This window comes from Nonomuraea diastatica (genome assembly GCF_004349015.1).
GTDB classification, from domain to species: Bacteria; Actinomycetota; Actinomycetes; order Streptosporangiales; family Streptosporangiaceae; genus Nonomuraea; species Nonomuraea diastatica.
On the sequence record NZ_SMKP01000115.1, the window covers coordinates 1 to 14,088 of the forward strand.

Genomic DNA, 14,088 nt, shown 5'->3' on the forward strand with positions numbered 1-14,088 from the left:
AGGCTGGACGCGGTGACGATGTTCGATCGCGCTGGCGGGAGGGTGGGTGCGGAATGTGCCCAGGATGTCCGGAGTGTGGTCTGGGGAGGGCGGGGAGTAGGCGTGGCGCGCCGAAGATGTCTGGAGTCGTGGGGCGGGACACGCCCGGGGGATCGCCGGCACGGAAACGGCGGGCGGCCCGTGGCGGGCGCCCGCCGTGCGAAGTGCACGTCAGCGGTGGTCTTCCGCTCGCATGTCCACGCGCGGGGCGTCGATCACGACGTCGGTGAAGATGTCGAAGACGAGAGCGAGGATGCCGCCCACGACGAACACACCGGCACCGATCCAGACGAGCGTCCAGTTACCGGCGGTCAGCCCGAAGCCGGCCACCACGGTGCCCACCAGCATCACGGTCACGGCCAGCCACGATGATGCGCGCCCGCCGTGGCTGCCGAGATTCTCGGTTTGCTCCGACTTCTTCCCCTCAACCATGACAAATCCTTCCTTTGCCGGTTATCGCGCTATTGGTGCGAGCCGGCTCTCAACCGGCATATCCTCTGCCTTGAGCCCATTCTCCCAGACCAGTCTCGCGCCCTCGTCGGCACGGTGGCTGTGTCTGCTTGCGGAACCGCCTACCATGGCAACGGGGAAGTTTGTCTCGGCCTCTCCTCCTGGCGGCGCCGCCGGGGTAGACCTGCGAGGAGCTTTACATAAAGTGGCAGCCATTCTCGACAAGATCCTACGTGCCGGCGAAGGCAAGATCCTACGCAAGCTGAAGCGGTACGCAGACCAGGTCAACTCCATTGAGGACCATTTCACAGGCATGTCCGACGCGGAGTTGCGGGCGATGACGGACGAGTTCCGCAAGCGCCACGCCGAGGGCGAGAGCCTCGACGACCTGCTTCCCGAAGCGTTCGCGACCGTCCGTGAGGCGGCCCGCCGGGTGCTCGGCCAGCGACCCTTCGACGTGCAGATCATGGGTGGCGCCAACCTTCACCTGGGCAACATCTCCGAGATGAAGACCGGTGAGGGCAAGACGCTGACCTGCACCCTGCCGAGCTACCTCAACGCGCTGACGGGCAAGGGCGTGCACGTCGTCACGGTCAACGACTACCTCGCCAAGCGCGACGCCGAGAACATGGGGCGCATCCACCGCTTCCTCGGCCTCGAGGTCGGCTGCATCGTGTCGGGCCAGCAGCCCGAGGAGCGTCGCAGGCAGTACGAAGCCGACATCACCTACGGCACCAACAACGAGTTCGGCTTCGACTACCTCCGCGACAACATGGCCTGGTCGCTCGACGAGTGCGTCCAGCGCGGCCACTACTTCGCGGTCGTCGACGAGGTCGACTCGATCCTGATCGACGAGGCCCGCACGCCGCTGATCATCTCGGGCCCTGGCGAGCAGTCGGGCAAGTGGTACACCGAGTTCGCCAAGATCGTGCCCCGCCTGCGCAGGGGCGTCGAGGCGAAGAACCCCGGCGAGGAGAGCACCGGCGACTACGTCGTCGACGAGAAGAAGCGCACGGTCGGCATCCTGGAGTCCGGCGTCGAGAAGGTCGAGGACTGGCTCGGCATCGACAACCTTTACAAGCCGGAGCACACCCACCTCGTCGGCTTCCTGAACAACGCGCTCAAGGCCAAAGAGCTGTTCAAGAAGGACAAGGACTACATCGTCGCCGACGGCGAGGTGCTGATCGTCGACGAGTTCACCGGCCGCATCCTGCACGGCCGCCGCTACAACGAGGGCATGCACCAGGCCATCGAGGCCAAGGAGAGCGTGAAGATCAAGGACGAGAACCAGACGCTCGCCACGGTCACCCTGCAGAACTACTTCCGCCTCTACGAGAAGCTGGCCGGCATGACCGGCACGGCCGTCACCGAGGCCAACGAGTTCAACAAGACCTACAAGCTCAACGTCGTCCCGATCCCGACCAACCGGCCGATGATCCGTAAGGACCAGGCCGACGTGGTCTACAAGACCGAGGACGCCAAGTTCAACGCGGTGGTCGAGGACATCAAGGAGCGCTACGAAGCCGGGCAGCCGGTCCTCGTCGGCACGACCTCGGTGGAGAAGTCCGAGCGGCTGTCCAAGGCGCTCAAGCGGCGCGGCGTGCAGCACGAGGTGCTCAACGCGAAGAACCACGCGCGCGAGGCGTCGATCATCGCCGAGGCGGGCCGCAAGGGTGCCGTCACCGTCGCCACCAACATGGCGGGCCGAGGCACCGACATCCAGCTCGGCGGCAACCCCGAGTTCCGCGCCGACCTCGAGCTGCGCCAGCGCGGGCTCGACCCGGTCGAGACGCCGGAGGAATACGAGAAGGCCTACCCCGAGGCGCTGGAGAAGGCCAAGGCGGCGGTCAAGGCCGAGCACGACGAGGTCACCAAGCTCGGCGGCCTCTACGTCCTGGGCACCGAGCGGCACGAGTCGCGGCGCATCGACAACCAGCTGCGCGGACGCTCCGGCCGCCAGGGCGACCCCGGCGAGTCGCGGTTCTACCTGTCGCTCGGCGACGACCTCATGCGGCTGTTCAACTCGGCCAGGGTCGAAATGATCATGACCAGGCTGCAGATCCCCGACGACCAGCCGATCGAGTCCAACATCGTCTCCAAGGCGATCGCCTCCGCCCAGCACCAGGTCGAGCAGCAGAACTTCGAGATCCGCAAGGAAGTTCTGAAATACGACGAGGTGATGAACCGCCAGCGCAAGGTCATCTACGCTGAGCGCCTCCGCGTGCTGGAGGGCGCCGATCTGCACGAGCAGGTGCGCGGCTTCATCGGCGACGTGATCGCCGGCTACGTCCAGGGCGCCACGGCCGAGGGCTTCGCGGAGGAGTGGGACCTCGAGAAGCTGTGGAAGGCGTTCGGCGAGCTCTACCCGGTCCAGGTCACGATCGAGGACATCATCGAGGAGGCCGGCTCCCGCGAGGAGGTGACCGCCGAGCTGATCAGCGAGCGGATGAAGGCCGACGCGCTGGCCGCGTACACCAGGCGCGAGGAGGAGTTCGGCCCCGAGACCACGCGTGACCTCGAGCGCCGTGTGATCCTCTCGGTGCTCGACCGCAAGTGGCGCGAGCACCTCTACGAGATGGACTACCTGCGCGAGGGCATCGGCATGCGGGCCTACGCGCAGAAGGATCCGCAGATCGAATACCAGCGCGAGGGCTACGAGATGTTCTCCGCGATGCTCGAGGGCATCAAGGAGGACTCCGTCGGCTTCCTGTTCAACCTCGAGGTCGAGGTGCAGGAGAACCCGATCGTCGCGGAAGAGGACGCCGCGCTGGCGGAGACCCGTTCGATCATCGCGCGCGGGCTGCGGGGCCCCGAGCGGCCGGCCGAGCTCGAATACTCGGCACCCGGCGAGCAGGGCGAGGTCGAGCACACCCGGGTGCGCACCACCTCCGCCGAGCGGGCCGCCTATGGCAACGTGGAGCGCAACGCGCCCTGCCCGTGCGGGTCGGGCAAGAAGTACAAGCGCTGCCACGGCGACCCGAAGAACGCCGCCTGACGGTTCCTGCGAAGACCCTCACCTCTCCGGGGTGGGGTCTTCGCACGGGTGAGGGCTCCGGCCGGTCAGGCGGTTTCGAAGTCGGTGCAGAGCCATTGGTGGCCGCGCCGTTCCAGGCGGGCGGCGAGGACGTGGTCGCGCTCGCCGCAGTGCACGACCACGCACATCTCCAGGGCGCCTTCCCTGGGTTCGGTCACGTGCGGCCTCCCGGCGAACGGAGGCCGGCTGGCCGCGATCATCCGCCCGGCCCTGACGAGATCCCGGTAGGCCCGGTCGGTGAGCCGGCCGGCCAGCGTCTCGGGTGGGCGGCGGCCGGTGAGCACCTCCGCCAGGGCCTGCCCGAGATGGCGCAGCTTGCGCTCGTCCGGGGGCGATCCAGGTGCTCCCCACACCAGGGGGCGCGCGTCCAGGGCCAGGGCTCCGTGGGTCTGGGACGCCGCGCTGCCCGCCCTGTGCCGGACGTCGTCGTAGGACGGCTCGGGGGCGGGGGTGATGCCGACGTGGGGCGCTGCTGACACGCATCCTCCAAGTGCTCAGGCGGAGAAACAAACGTCATAAGGAGTTTTCGGCCCGGCCCAGGAATACAGCGGTCACCAGCTTCCCCAGCCGGGGCCGCTTTTCGTCCCGCCGTGAGAAGAAGATCCTCCGGAGCTGGATCGCCCTCTTCGTGGGCTGGGCGCCGTTTCGGGCGCGGAGCGGCGTCCACATCGGCCGTCCTGAACTCGGGCGGGTTCGCGGCCGGGCGTGGGGAGGTCCAGGGAGCGGATCAGTACGGTGAACAACACGTAATAGAGCACCAGGTACGCCAGCCCGAACCCGACGATCAGCCCCAGCTCGTGTGTGTTGGACTTGCCGGCGTTCAATGGTGTTGAGCACGTGGTGCAGGCCAAGGGGGATGAGCAGGCGGTTGATCAGTTCGTCGATGCCGGTGCCGATCGGGCCGATCGCGGTCAGGGCCTCGCCCGCGTGCGGGATCCACTCGCCGAGCGCCGCCCAGAGCCAGCCGAAGAGCACGCCGATGAGCAGCGCCACGATCGCGGTGATGATCGGTACGACCCTGCGCCCGCCGAAGAACGCCAGCCACGACGGCAGCTCGATGCGGTGGAAACGTTGCCAGAGCAGGGCCGCGACCAGGCCCATGACGATGCCGCTCAGGACCTGGGTGGGGTTCCGCATGCCGTAGTCGATGATCTCGACCACGCCCTGGTCCTGGACCTCCGGTCCACCCAGGCGAATCCCGCCACGTCCGCCAGGCCGCCGGGCTCGGCGCCGTTCGAGCCGAGCATGTCCGGCTGGCCGACGCGGAGCAGCAGGGCCGCCGCGGGCAGGGCGGCGATGGGCAGCATCAAGGAGCGGCCCAGCCGCTGGAGCACGGTCATCACGCGGGCGCCCGGCGAAGGCCGGGCGGCGGTGGTTTCGTGCACCGGGCGTTCCTCCAGGGTGGGAGCCGACCCCTCAGGGTTCGAGTATGGTGCGCAGCTGGTAGCGGTCGGCGCGGTACGTGGACACGCCCAGCTCCGCGCAGACTCCACCGGCGAACGACCTGCGCTGGAGCAGCAGCACGGCGCCGCCGCGCGGCAGCTTCAGCAGGTCGGCGTCGCTCGGGTCGGCGATGCCGCCGTCGATGGTGAGCTCGCCGGCGTCCATGACGAGACCGTAGCGGCCCTCCAGCAGCTCATACAGCGATTTGTCGGACAAGTCATGGTCGGCGAGACCGGGGGCGAGCTTGACCGGGATGTGCGCCCGCTCGATGGACAGCGGCTCACCGTCGGCCGTGCGCAAGCGCTCGATGAAGTGCACCTCCTCGCCCGGCTGGACGCCCAGCTCCTTGGCCAGGTGGGCGCTGGCGCGCACGATCCTCCTGTCGAGGTCGCGCGAGCCGGGGATCATGCCGCGGGCCCTCATGTCGTCGGTGAACGAGGTCAGCTGCAGCGCCAGCTCGATCTTGGGCCGGGCCACGAACGTGCCCTTGCCGGGGACGCGGTGCAGGCGCCCCTCGGAGACGAGGTGGTCGACCGCCTGCCGTACGGTCATTCTGGACAGGCCGAAGCGCTGGCAGAGCTCGCGCTCGGAGGGGATGGCGGCGCCGATGCTGAGCTCGTCGCTGTCGATGAGGTCCAGCAGGATCTCGCGAAGCTGGAAGTATTTGGGCACCGGGCTGTCCGGATCGATGTGCGCCACGGATCCTCCTCTCGAACTGACCAGGGCAATGAGCTATGGTTCGTACTGGTCTAGTCCGGACTAGACCACATGTCGTAAAAGACGGTCAAGTCTAAGCCCCACGGATTTGAGGGATGAGCCCGAGATGACCACGAAGATGCGCCGCGAGATCGCCGAGCAGCCGGCCGCGCTGCGGGCCACGCTGGACTCCTTGCTCCCGAGGGTCGGCGAGGTGCGCGCGGTAGGCGAGCACGCCAGGCACCTGTTGTTCATCGCACGTGGCACCTCTGACAACGCGGCGGTGTACGGGCGCTACCTCGTCGAGTCGCACGCGGGCCGCCTGTCGGCGCTGGCCGCGCCGTCGATCGCGACGACGTACAAGCGCCGGCTCGACCTCGACGGCGTGCTGGCCGTGGCCATCTCGCAGTCGGGGCGCACGGAGGAGATCGTCGAGACGCTGGCCTGGGCGAAGGACTGCGGGGCCAGGACGGTCGGCATCACCAACGGCGGCGCGGACAGCCCACTGGCCCAGGCCGCCGACGTGGCCCTCTGCACGGTGGCCGGCGAGGAGGAGGCCGTGCCGGCGACCAAGACCTACACCACGCAGCTCGCCGCGCTGGCCGTGCTGGCGCTGGGGCTGGGCGCCGACGTGGACGTGACGGAGCTGCTGCGGGTGCCCGAGGCCGTGGAGAAGCTCATCGCCGCACCCGGTGACCTCGACGCCCTGGTCGAGGGGCTGGTGGACAAGCCGGGTGTGGTGGTGTCGGGGCGCGGGCTGGCGTTCTCCACGGCGCTGGAGACCGCGCTGAAGCTCAAGGAGGCCTGCTACCTGCACGCCATGGGCCTGTCGTACGCCGACCTGCTGCACGGGCCCATCGCCGTGGTCGACGCCGACACCCCCGCGCTGCTGGTCGCCTCCGAGAACAGCCCGACCCTGTCCGGTACGGTCGCGCTGGCCGAGCGGGTGGTGGCCGCGGGGGCGGCGGCGTACACGATCGGGGGCGGCGAGGCGCTCGCGCGGGCGGGCACGGCCGCTCTCAACGGTCCCGACCTGCCCGAGTGGGTCGCGCCCATGGGGTTGATCGTGCCGGGGCAGTTGCTCACCGAGGCGCTCGCGCGCAGGCTCGGCATCGACCCCGACGCGCCGCGCGGCCTCAACAAGGTCACGCAGACGGACTGATCGCAAAGCGTCGTCTAGCCTGATCGGAGTGTTAGCGCAAGGGAGGACCGGATGGCGGCTGACGTCAACGCGATCATCGCGGCGCTCGGCGGTGCCGGCAACATCATCGAGATGGAGCCCTGCATCACCCGGTTGCGCACGGAGGTGCGCGACGCGTCCTTGGTCGATCAGGCGGCGCTCGAGGCGGCGGGCGCGCACGGCTTGATGGCCGCGGGCAACGTGGCCCAGGTCGTCGTCGGGCCGGAGGCGGACACGATCGCCAGCTACATCGAGGACATCATCGGCTAAGGGCGAGACCATGACGACTGTTCTCACCCCGGTTGAGGGGGAGGCCGTGGGGTTGGCCGCGGTGCCCGATCCGGTGTTCTCCGCGGGCATGGTGGGGCCGGGAACGGCGATCGATCCGCTGAGGGGGCCGGGGAAGGCCGTTGCCCCCATAGCGGGAAAAATCATGAAGCTGCACCCGCATGCGTACGTCATCGTGGGGGACGACGGCAAGGGTGTGCTGGTGCATCTGGGCATCGACACGGTCCAGCTCAAGGGCGAGGGGTTCCGGCTGCTGGCGACCGAGGGCGACAGGGTGTGCGCCGGTCAGGCGGTGGTGGCGTGGGACCCGTCGGCCGTCGAGGGGGGCGGCCGCTCGCCGGTCTGCCCGGTGGTCGCGTTGGATGCGCTCTCCGATGCGGTGACCGGGGTGGCGCAGGGCAGAGTGCAGGCGGGAGACGAGCTGTTCATATGGGAATAGACCCGCTGCCAAGGCGTCACAATAGGCATGCCGCCGATTCGACCCCGATCGGCAGGCGCCGTTCGATCCCGGATCCGGCTGGTCCGGACCAGCGCAGAAGGAGGAAGAAGCAGATGGGTGAGCGCAAGGTCACCGTAGCGGCGGAGGTGGGGCTGCACGCCCGGCCCGCGGCGACGTTCGTGCAGCGGGCCAAACAGGCTCCGATGGACATCGCGGTGGCGAAGGCCCACGGCGGTGACACCGTCAACGGCAAGAGCATTCTCGCGATCCTGGGGCTCGATGTCCGCCAGGGCGAGACCGTCGTGATCTCCGCGGAGGGCGAGGGCTCAGAAGAGGTGCTCGACGAACTGGCAGAGATCGCCGGTAAGCCATGAATCTGCGGGGGGTGGGGGTCAGCCCGGGCATCGGGCACGGCCCCGCGTACGTACTGACCGCCTCCGTGCCCGAACCCCCCGAGGGCGCCACCTACACCGGTGAGGCGGAGCAGGAGAAGGAGCGCGCGATGGCCGCGCTCACCCGGGTCGCGGGCGAGTTGGAGGCACGCGGCAACCAGGCGGGCGGAGAGGCCGAGGAGATCCTCAAGGCTCAGGCGCTGATGGCCGAGGACCCCGGCCTGGTCGTGAAGGTGCGCTCCCTGATCGACCGCGGGCTGGCCGCGCCCAGGGCGGTCTACGAAGCTTTCACGAAATATCGGGACGTGCTGGCCGGCTCCGGTGGATACCTGGGCGAGCGGGCCGCCGACCTCAACGACATCAGGGACCGCGTGGTCGCGCTCCTCTACGGGCACGCGATGCCGGGGTTGCCCGCCGCGCCGGCGGAGCCGTACGTGCTGGTCGCCCGAGACCTCGCGCCCGCCGACACCGCGCTGCTGTCCAGGGGCGACGTCGCCGCGTTCGTCACCGAGGAGGGCGGTCCCACCAGCCACACCGCGATCATCGCCAGGGCGATGGGCGTGCCCGCCGTCGTGGCCTGCCCGGGCGCGACCACCATCCGGCAGGGCGTGCGGGTGATGGCCGACGGCGCCTCGGGCGAGGTGCGCCTGGAGCCGGCCGCGTCCGACGTGGCCGAGGCCGTCGGCGCCGCGACGGCCAGGCAGGCCGCGGTGTCCGAGGCGGAGGGCCCCGGCCGGACCGCCGACGGCCACCTCGTTCCGCTGCTCGCGAACATCGGCAGCCCGGCCGACCTGGCCGCCGCCCGGGAGGCGGGGGCCGAGGGCATCGGGCTCTACCGGACCGAGTTCCTCTTCCTCGACCGCGCCGAGGCGCCGTCCGCCGAGGAACAGCGGCGCGCCTACCGGGCGGCGCTGGAGGCGTTTCCCGGCGGCAAGGTCGTCGTCAGGACGCTCGACAGCGGTGCGGACAAACCGCTGGCGTTCCTGCCCTCCACCGCCGAGCCGAACCCGGCGCTGGGCGAGCGGGGCCTGCGCGCGTTCCGTAAGTTCCCCGAGGTGATGGAGGCACAGCTCGGCGCGCTGGCCGAGGTCGCGACCGACGACCTCATGGTGATGGCGCCCATGGTGGCCACGGCCGAGGAGAGCCGGTGGTTCGCGCAGCGGTGCCGGGCCAAGGGGCTGCGCGGCGTGGGCGTGATGATCGAGATCCCGTCCGCCGCGCTGCGGGCCAAAGACCTGCTCGCGCCCGTGGACTTCGTCTCGGTCGGGACCAACGACCTGTCCCAGTACGCCTACGCCGCCGACCGCCAGCTCGGGGCCGTGAGCGCGCTCCAGGACCCGTGGCAGCCCGCGCTGCTCGACCTGGTCGCCATGGCCGCGCACGCCGCCCGCGACGTGGGCAAGCCATGCGGGATCTGCGGGGAGTCGGCCGCCGACCCGGCGCTGGCGTGCGTGCTCGTCGGCCTGGGGGCGGCGACGTTGTCGATGGGGGCCGGGGCGCTGCCCGCCGTACGCGCTGGGCTGGCCGCGCACACCCTGCAGCAGTGCACGTTCGCGGCCGAGGCGGCGCGGGAGCAGACGACGGCGGGCGCCGCGCGTGCGGCGGCCCGCGTGCACCTTCCGGAGCTCGGCAGGCTGGGGCTCTGACGACGGTCCGACCGGGTCGTCGCACGGATACCTTAGGAGGCATGTCTCACTCCCCTCGACGGATCGCAACGGCAGGTCTCCTGACGATCGTGCTCGCCGCGTGCGCCGGTGGCGGCGGTTCGGCGGGCACGACGCCGCCGGGGGGTAAGGCGGCACCACCTACGCAGTCCACCCCGCTGCGCCCGCCCCAGACGCCCGACAAGCCCGATCCCGTCGAGAGCGCGCTGGCCGAGATGAGCGTCGCGGAGAAGGTGGGCCAGCTGTTCATGCCGGTCCTCTACGGCACCTCCGCCTCCTCGGAGTCGGGGGAGAACCAAGCCCGCTACGGCGCCCAGACGCCGGCCAAGGTGATCAGGAAATATCACCTGGGCGGCGTGATCCTCTTCCCGCAGAACGTCAGGAGCGCCCGCCAGGTCGTCGGCCTCACCAACGGCATGCAGCGCGCGGCCAAGGGCGTCCCCCTCCTGGTCGCCACCGACCAGGAGAACGGCCTGGTGGCGAGGATGTCCGCGCTCATGACCGACTTCCCCGGCGCGGGCGAGATCGGCGCGAAGAACGACCTGTCGCTGTCACGGGCCGTGGCCGCGGCCACCGGCCGGGAGCTGCGGTCGCTCGGCGTCAACCTCGACTTCGCCCCCGTCGCCGACGTCAACGTCAACCCGGCCAACCCCGTGATCGGCAGGCGGGCCTTCGGCGACGACCCGAAGAAGGTGGCCAAGATGGTCTCGGCGGCGGTCAAGGGTTTCGACGACGCGAAGATCGCCGCCACGGTCAAACACTTCCCCGGCCACGGCGACACGACCGTCGACAGCCACAGCGGGCTGCCCGTGATCAACCACACCAAGGCCGAGTGGGAGCGGATCGACGCGCCGCCGTTCAAGGCAGCGATCGCCGCGGGCGTGGACGCCGTGATGAGCGCCCACATCGTCTTCCCCAAGCTCGACCCGTCGGGAGACCCGGCGACGTTGTCCAAGCCCATCCTGACCGGCCTGCTGCGGGAGAAGCTGGGCTTCAAGGGCGTGATCTCCACCGACGCGCTCAACATGGGCGGGGCGCGCACGAAGTACGACGACGGCGAGGTGGCGGTGCGTGCCGTGCTGGCCGGCGCCGACCTGCTGCTCATGCCCAACGACCTGCCCAAGGCCCACCGGGCGGTGCTGGCGGCGGTGAAGTCGGGCCGCATCTCGAAGCAGCGCCTCGACCAGTCGGTCACCAGGCTGCTCACGCTCAAGCAGTCGAAGGGGCTGCTGGCCGAGGCCCCCGCCGCCTCCGCCGACGAGGCGGCCCGCGTGCTGCGCTCCGCCGAGCACCGCAAGCTGGCCGCCCGCGTCTCAGGCGGCTGACGCTAGTGCGAGCCGCGTAGCCCGCCGGCGATGAACATCGCGGCCAGGACCATCGGGGCGTAGAGCGCGTACGCCCAGCCGGGCAGGCCCTCCAGGTGCACGATGCCCCTCAGGTAGCCGCGCAGGCCGTGGTGCCTGACGCCGAGGTAGAGCTTGATCCCGTAGACCGTGAGCGCCAGCACCAGGGGGAAGGCGATGTGCGCGGAGACGGGGAACTGGATGAACGGGATGACGCCCATCAGGTTCCAAGCGAGCACGGTCAGGAAGATGGTGAGGAGCAGGCCCATCCACCGGTCGGAGTCCTGGCCGAGGTTGGGCTTGGCGATCTGCTCCCGTACGAACAGGTAGACGTACTCGTCAGGTTCTGCCGGCCGCGTGGCACGACTTCCGGCCGGGCGAACGCGGCCCAGCACAGGGCGATGACGATGGCCGAGCTGAGCAGGGCGATCAGCACCGGCTTGGTGAACCAATGCGGCCCGCCGGGAAGGATCGGCGCGAACTCGAGGAGTTCGAGGCCAGGGACCTGCCATTGGCCGGGGGAGGGATTCGGGCTGCGCGAGGTGATCAGGATCGTCGTCCGCACGGCGGTCCCTTCTGGGTAGCGTCCTAACGCTGGCAAATCACCTTAACGACCGAAATTTCCGGCATTTATGGGTGGTTCCGCTCGGCCCAGAACCGCGTTCAAGCGTCGCGCGGGCCCGCGGTCCGACGCGCCCGTACAGGCTCGGCCGGCGTGACAGGAGCCAGCCGGTCGTCGCCGCGGACGAGACGGGGCTGGTGGTGCCGCGGCCGGGCGTGACGCGGGACGCCGACGCCTTACTCTGGAACGACGTTCGAGCCTGGAGGTGGTCGTGGTCACGGGTGTGCTGATCGACTGGGGTGGGGTGCTCACGACGAGCCTGTCCGACTCCATCGCCAGATGGATTCGCGAAGACCGGATCGACGCCGACCACTACCACGTCGTGATGCGCGAGATGATCGCGCACGCCTACGCGGGCGGCGACGGTGAGAGCACGGTCCACGCGCTCGAACGCGGCGAGCTCGACGGTCCCGCCTTCGAGCGCGATCTCGCGGCCCGGCTGCTCACGCTCGACGGGGTGCCGCCGGTGGCGGAGGGGCTGCTGGATCGGATGTTCTCGGGGTTCGAGCGGGTCGAGGCGATGTACGACGTGCTCCGCGATGTGCGGAAAAATGGTCTTAAAACGTGTTTGCTCTCCAACTCCTGGGCGAACACGTATGCCCGCGACGGCTGGGACGACCTCTTCGACGCGGTCGTGATCTCCGGCGAGGTCGGCATGCGCAAGCCCGAGCCGCGCATCTTCCACCACGCCCTCGGCCAGATCGGGCTCCCCGGCGAGGAATGCGTGTTCATCGACGACATCGAGGCCAACATCCTGGCCGCCCGCGCCCTCGGCATCGCCGGCATCCATCACCGCGACGCGGAGTCGACCATCACGGAGCTCGAGTCCCTCCTCCGTCTCACACTGCGCCGGGCCTGACATCGACGGGCTCTGACCAGGCAGGATCGGCGCTGATGAGAAATCCGCCGAACGCGCCGCCGCCGTGGCCTCGATCAGGCACCGTGGTAGGGCTGCTGCGGGCTGATGAGCACGGCGCTCATCAGTAAGGTGTCGGTCTGGTGGCTCGGGTTTCCCGATGGCCGAGCCCTGGCGAAGCGTGGAAAGGTACGACATGCGCGTCTATCTGCCGTGCACTCTCCCTGCCCTGGCCGCGGCGGTCGCGGCGGGAGAGGTGGGCCCGGCCCCGTTGACCGGCTACGCGGTGACCCCCGCGCTGACCGAGTGGTACGCCTCGGGCGACACCGAGGAGCTCGAATACGTCGCGCTCACCGAGGCGGCCCGCGCCTCGCTGCGCATGCTGGCCGCCGCCGCCGGCGCCGGCGGCGAGGCCGAGCCCCGACGTGTCGTGGTGGTGGCCGAGGTGCCGGACCGTGAGGTGTCCGCCGGAGCCGATCTCGAGGAGCGGGCCAGGGTGCGCCTCGCCGGGCCGGTCCCGCTGGCCAAGGTGGCCGCCGTGCACGTCGACGACCACGACGCGGTGGCCGACATCGAGGCCGCGATCGCCGCGTTGCCGGCCTCCGACGCGGGCGACGACGACGCGAGGTTCACCGTGGACGGCGCCGAGGCCCACGAGCTCATGTGGTACGCGACCCAGGAGATCCCCGAACTTCTCCGTTCGTAACGGTGACGTCACGCCCAGCACACCTCCTTGACCGGCCCGTGACTTTGCTCGCTAGTGTCCCGACCCGGCACTGTTCTGTACGCAGAGGAGCCGGTTCTCAGCGAAGTTTCGAGTTGTGGCTGTCGTTACGGGGCGGTAGCGGCGGCAGCCCTCTTCGCAGGCTCTCCCGCGAACGCTCAGGCTGCCAAGCCGTACGACCACAAGGACCCCTACAAGTCGGGCTGCGGTAACTCGGCCCGCGCGGTGAAGGCCCACTATGCTGCTCATGACATGACAAAGCACATTGTTTGGGATTGGAACGGCACCCTCTTCCACGATCTTGACGCCGTGGTCGAAGCCACCAACGAAGTCTTCAAGCCGTACGACCTTCCTCCGATGACCGCCGACGGATTCCGCGCGGTCTACACCCGCCCGGTCTGGCTCGCCTACGAGCGCCTGCTCGGCCGCCCGCTGACCGAGGGCGAGTGGCAGTCGCTCGACGAAGGGTTCCACGGGCACTACTACCGGTTGTGTGACAGCTGCCGGCTGGCCGCCGGCGCCGAGATCGTGCTCTCCACCTGGCCGGGCACCCAGTCGCTCTGCTCGATGGCACCCCACGCCCATCTGGTGCCCAAGGTGGACTCGTTCGGCATCACCCGGCACTTCACCAGGATCGACGGGCTGCTCGGGCTGACCGGCGGCGAGAAGGCGGCCCACATGGCCGCGCACATCGCGGCGGTCGGCGTCGATCCGAGCGACATCCTGGTGATCGGCGACAGCGTGGACGACGGGCTGGCCGCCAAGCACGTGGGGGCCAGGGCGGTGCTCTACACCGGCGGCATGACGACCAGGGCCGAGCTCGAAAGCACCGGTCTGCCGGTGGTCGACACCCTCGCCGACGCCCTCGACCACGCGTAGCCCGTGAGCCCGTGAGCCCGTGAGGCGGTGGTCAGACGG

16 protein-coding genes are annotated in these 14,088 nt (G+C 69.8%); 10 read left to right on the top strand and 6 right to left on the bottom strand.

Features of this window, described 5'->3' with window-relative positions; translation table 11 throughout:
• Positions 1 to 210: 210 nt before the first annotated feature.
• Positions 211 to 471, bottom strand: a complete 261-nt coding sequence (locus E1294_RS32905; RefSeq protein WP_132514872.1) for an HGxxPAAW family protein — start codon at positions 469 to 471, stop codon at positions 211 to 213.
• A 223-nt stretch (positions 472 to 694) separates the two neighbouring features.
• Between E1294_RS32905 and secA the strand changes: the two genes are divergently transcribed.
• Positions 695 to 3,484: a preprotein translocase subunit SecA gene (gene secA / locus E1294_RS32910; protein ID WP_132514873.1), complete on the top strand. Its 2,790-nt coding sequence runs from the start codon at positions 695 to 697 to the stop codon at positions 3,482 to 3,484.
• Between the two features lie 65 nt (positions 3,485 to 3,549).
• Here the strand turns inward: secA and E1294_RS32915 are convergent, their stop codons facing one another.
• The 4 genes from E1294_RS32915 to E1294_RS32925 are packed head-to-tail and all read right to left on the bottom strand — an operon-like array spanning position 3,550 to position 5,665.
• Complete coding sequence (locus tag E1294_RS32915) at positions 3,550 to 4,002, bottom strand: Rv3235 family protein (RefSeq protein WP_220448058.1); 453 nt, start codon at positions 4,000 to 4,002, stop codon at positions 3,550 to 3,552.
• A 34-nt stretch (positions 4,003 to 4,036) separates the two neighbouring features.
• On the bottom strand, positions 4,037 to 4,684 hold the full coding sequence (locus tag E1294_RS54870) for a PTS transporter subunit EIIC (protein WP_246083457.1): 648 nt from the start codon (positions 4,682 to 4,684) through the stop codon (positions 4,037 to 4,039).
• The gene (locus E1294_RS56310) at positions 4,636 to 4,908 is read right to left on the bottom strand and encodes a hypothetical protein (RefSeq protein ID WP_246083458.1); all 273 of its coding nucleotides are present in this window, start codon (positions 4,906 to 4,908) and stop codon (positions 4,636 to 4,638) included. The genes E1294_RS54870 and E1294_RS56310 overlap by 49 nt, the downstream gene beginning before the upstream one ends.
• A gap of 31 nt (positions 4,909 to 4,939) precedes the next feature.
• The gene (locus tag E1294_RS32925) at positions 4,940 to 5,665 is read right to left on the bottom strand and encodes a GntR family transcriptional regulator (protein ID WP_132514874.1); all 726 of its coding nucleotides are present in this window, start codon (positions 5,663 to 5,665) and stop codon (positions 4,940 to 4,942) included.
• A gap of 124 nt (positions 5,666 to 5,789) precedes the next feature.
• Here E1294_RS32925 and E1294_RS32930 point away from each other — a divergent pair, with 124 nt between their 5' ends.
• From E1294_RS32930 to nagZ, 6 genes are all read left to right on the top strand, one after another.
• Positions 5,790 to 6,824, top strand: a complete 1,035-nt coding sequence (locus E1294_RS32930; RefSeq protein WP_132514875.1) for an SIS domain-containing protein — start codon at positions 5,790 to 5,792, stop codon at positions 6,822 to 6,824.
• Positions 6,825 to 6,875: 51 nt separating this feature from the next.
• Positions 6,876 to 7,112, top strand: a complete 237-nt coding sequence (locus tag E1294_RS32935) for a PTS sugar transporter subunit IIB (protein WP_132514876.1) — start codon at positions 6,876 to 6,878, stop codon at positions 7,110 to 7,112.
• A 10-nt stretch (positions 7,113 to 7,122) separates the two neighbouring features.
• Positions 7,123 to 7,569, top strand: coding sequence for a PTS sugar transporter subunit IIA (locus E1294_RS32940; RefSeq protein ID WP_132514877.1), 447 nt, complete (start codon positions 7,123 to 7,125; stop codon positions 7,567 to 7,569).
• Between the two features lie 113 nt (positions 7,570 to 7,682).
• Positions 7,683 to 7,943, top strand: a complete 261-nt coding sequence (locus E1294_RS32945) for an HPr family phosphocarrier protein (protein WP_132514878.1) — start codon at positions 7,683 to 7,685, stop codon at positions 7,941 to 7,943.
• A complete protein-coding gene (ptsP, locus tag E1294_RS32950; RefSeq protein ID WP_132514879.1) occupies positions 7,940 to 9,607 on the top strand; it encodes a phosphoenolpyruvate--protein phosphotransferase in 1,668 nt (555 codons plus the stop codon). The genes E1294_RS32945 and ptsP overlap by 4 nt, the downstream gene beginning before the upstream one ends.
• A gap of 41 nt (positions 9,608 to 9,648) precedes the next feature.
• A complete protein-coding gene (nagZ, locus tag E1294_RS32955; protein WP_132514880.1) occupies positions 9,649 to 10,950 on the top strand; it encodes a beta-N-acetylhexosaminidase in 1,302 nt (433 codons plus the stop codon).
• 2 nt (positions 10,951 to 10,952) lie between these two features.
• Here nagZ and E1294_RS32960 read toward each other — a convergent pair whose 3' ends face one another.
• Complete coding sequence (locus tag E1294_RS32960) at positions 10,953 to 11,363, bottom strand: F0F1 ATP synthase subunit A (protein WP_165977597.1); 411 nt, start codon at positions 11,361 to 11,363, stop codon at positions 10,953 to 10,955.
• A gap of 438 nt (positions 11,364 to 11,801) precedes the next feature.
• On the opposite strand from E1294_RS32960, the gene E1294_RS32965 reads away from it, so the two are divergent.
• From E1294_RS32965 to E1294_RS32975, 3 genes are all read left to right on the top strand, one after another.
• Positions 11,802 to 12,449, top strand: a complete 648-nt coding sequence (locus E1294_RS32965) for an HAD family hydrolase (RefSeq protein WP_246083459.1) — start codon at positions 11,802 to 11,804, stop codon at positions 12,447 to 12,449.
• 193 nt (positions 12,450 to 12,642) lie between these two features.
• A complete protein-coding gene (locus tag E1294_RS53140) occupies positions 12,643 to 13,152 on the top strand; it encodes a DUF6912 family protein (RefSeq protein WP_165977598.1) in 510 nt (169 codons plus the stop codon).
• A 270-nt stretch (positions 13,153 to 13,422) separates the two neighbouring features.
• On the top strand, positions 13,423 to 14,049 hold the full coding sequence (locus E1294_RS32975; RefSeq protein WP_132514883.1) for an HAD family hydrolase: 627 nt from the start codon (positions 13,423 to 13,425) through the stop codon (positions 14,047 to 14,049).
• Positions 14,050 to 14,088 lie beyond the last annotated feature (39 nt).

Bases quoted from the DNA above. Each gene is read 5' to 3' on its own strand.
- E1294_RS32905 (WP_132514872.1), bottom strand. From the start codon at position 471: ATGGTTGAGGGGAAGAAGTCGGAGCAAACCGAGAATCTCGGCAGCCAC.
- E1294_RS32930 (WP_132514875.1), top strand. From the start codon at position 5,790: ATGACCACGAAGATGCGCCGCGAGATCGCCGAGCAGCCGGCCGCGCTG.
- E1294_RS32935 (WP_132514876.1), top strand. From the start codon at position 6,876: ATGGCGGCTGACGTCAACGCGATCATCGCGGCGCTCGGCGGTGCCGGC.
- E1294_RS32940 (WP_132514877.1), top strand. From the start codon at position 7,123: ATGACGACTGTTCTCACCCCGGTTGAGGGGGAGGCCGTGGGGTTGGCC.
- E1294_RS32945 (WP_132514878.1), top strand. From the start codon at position 7,683: ATGGGTGAGCGCAAGGTCACCGTAGCGGCGGAGGTGGGGCTGCACGCC.
- ptsP (WP_132514879.1), top strand. From the start codon at position 7,940: ATGAATCTGCGGGGGGTGGGGGTCAGCCCGGGCATCGGGCACGGCCCC.
- nagZ (WP_132514880.1), top strand. From the start codon at position 9,649: ATGTCTCACTCCCCTCGACGGATCGCAACGGCAGGTCTCCTGACGATC.
- E1294_RS53140 (WP_165977598.1), top strand. From the start codon at position 12,643: ATGCGCGTCTATCTGCCGTGCACTCTCCCTGCCCTGGCCGCGGCGGTC.
- E1294_RS32975 (WP_132514883.1), top strand. From the start codon at position 13,423: ATGACAAAGCACATTGTTTGGGATTGGAACGGCACCCTCTTCCACGAT.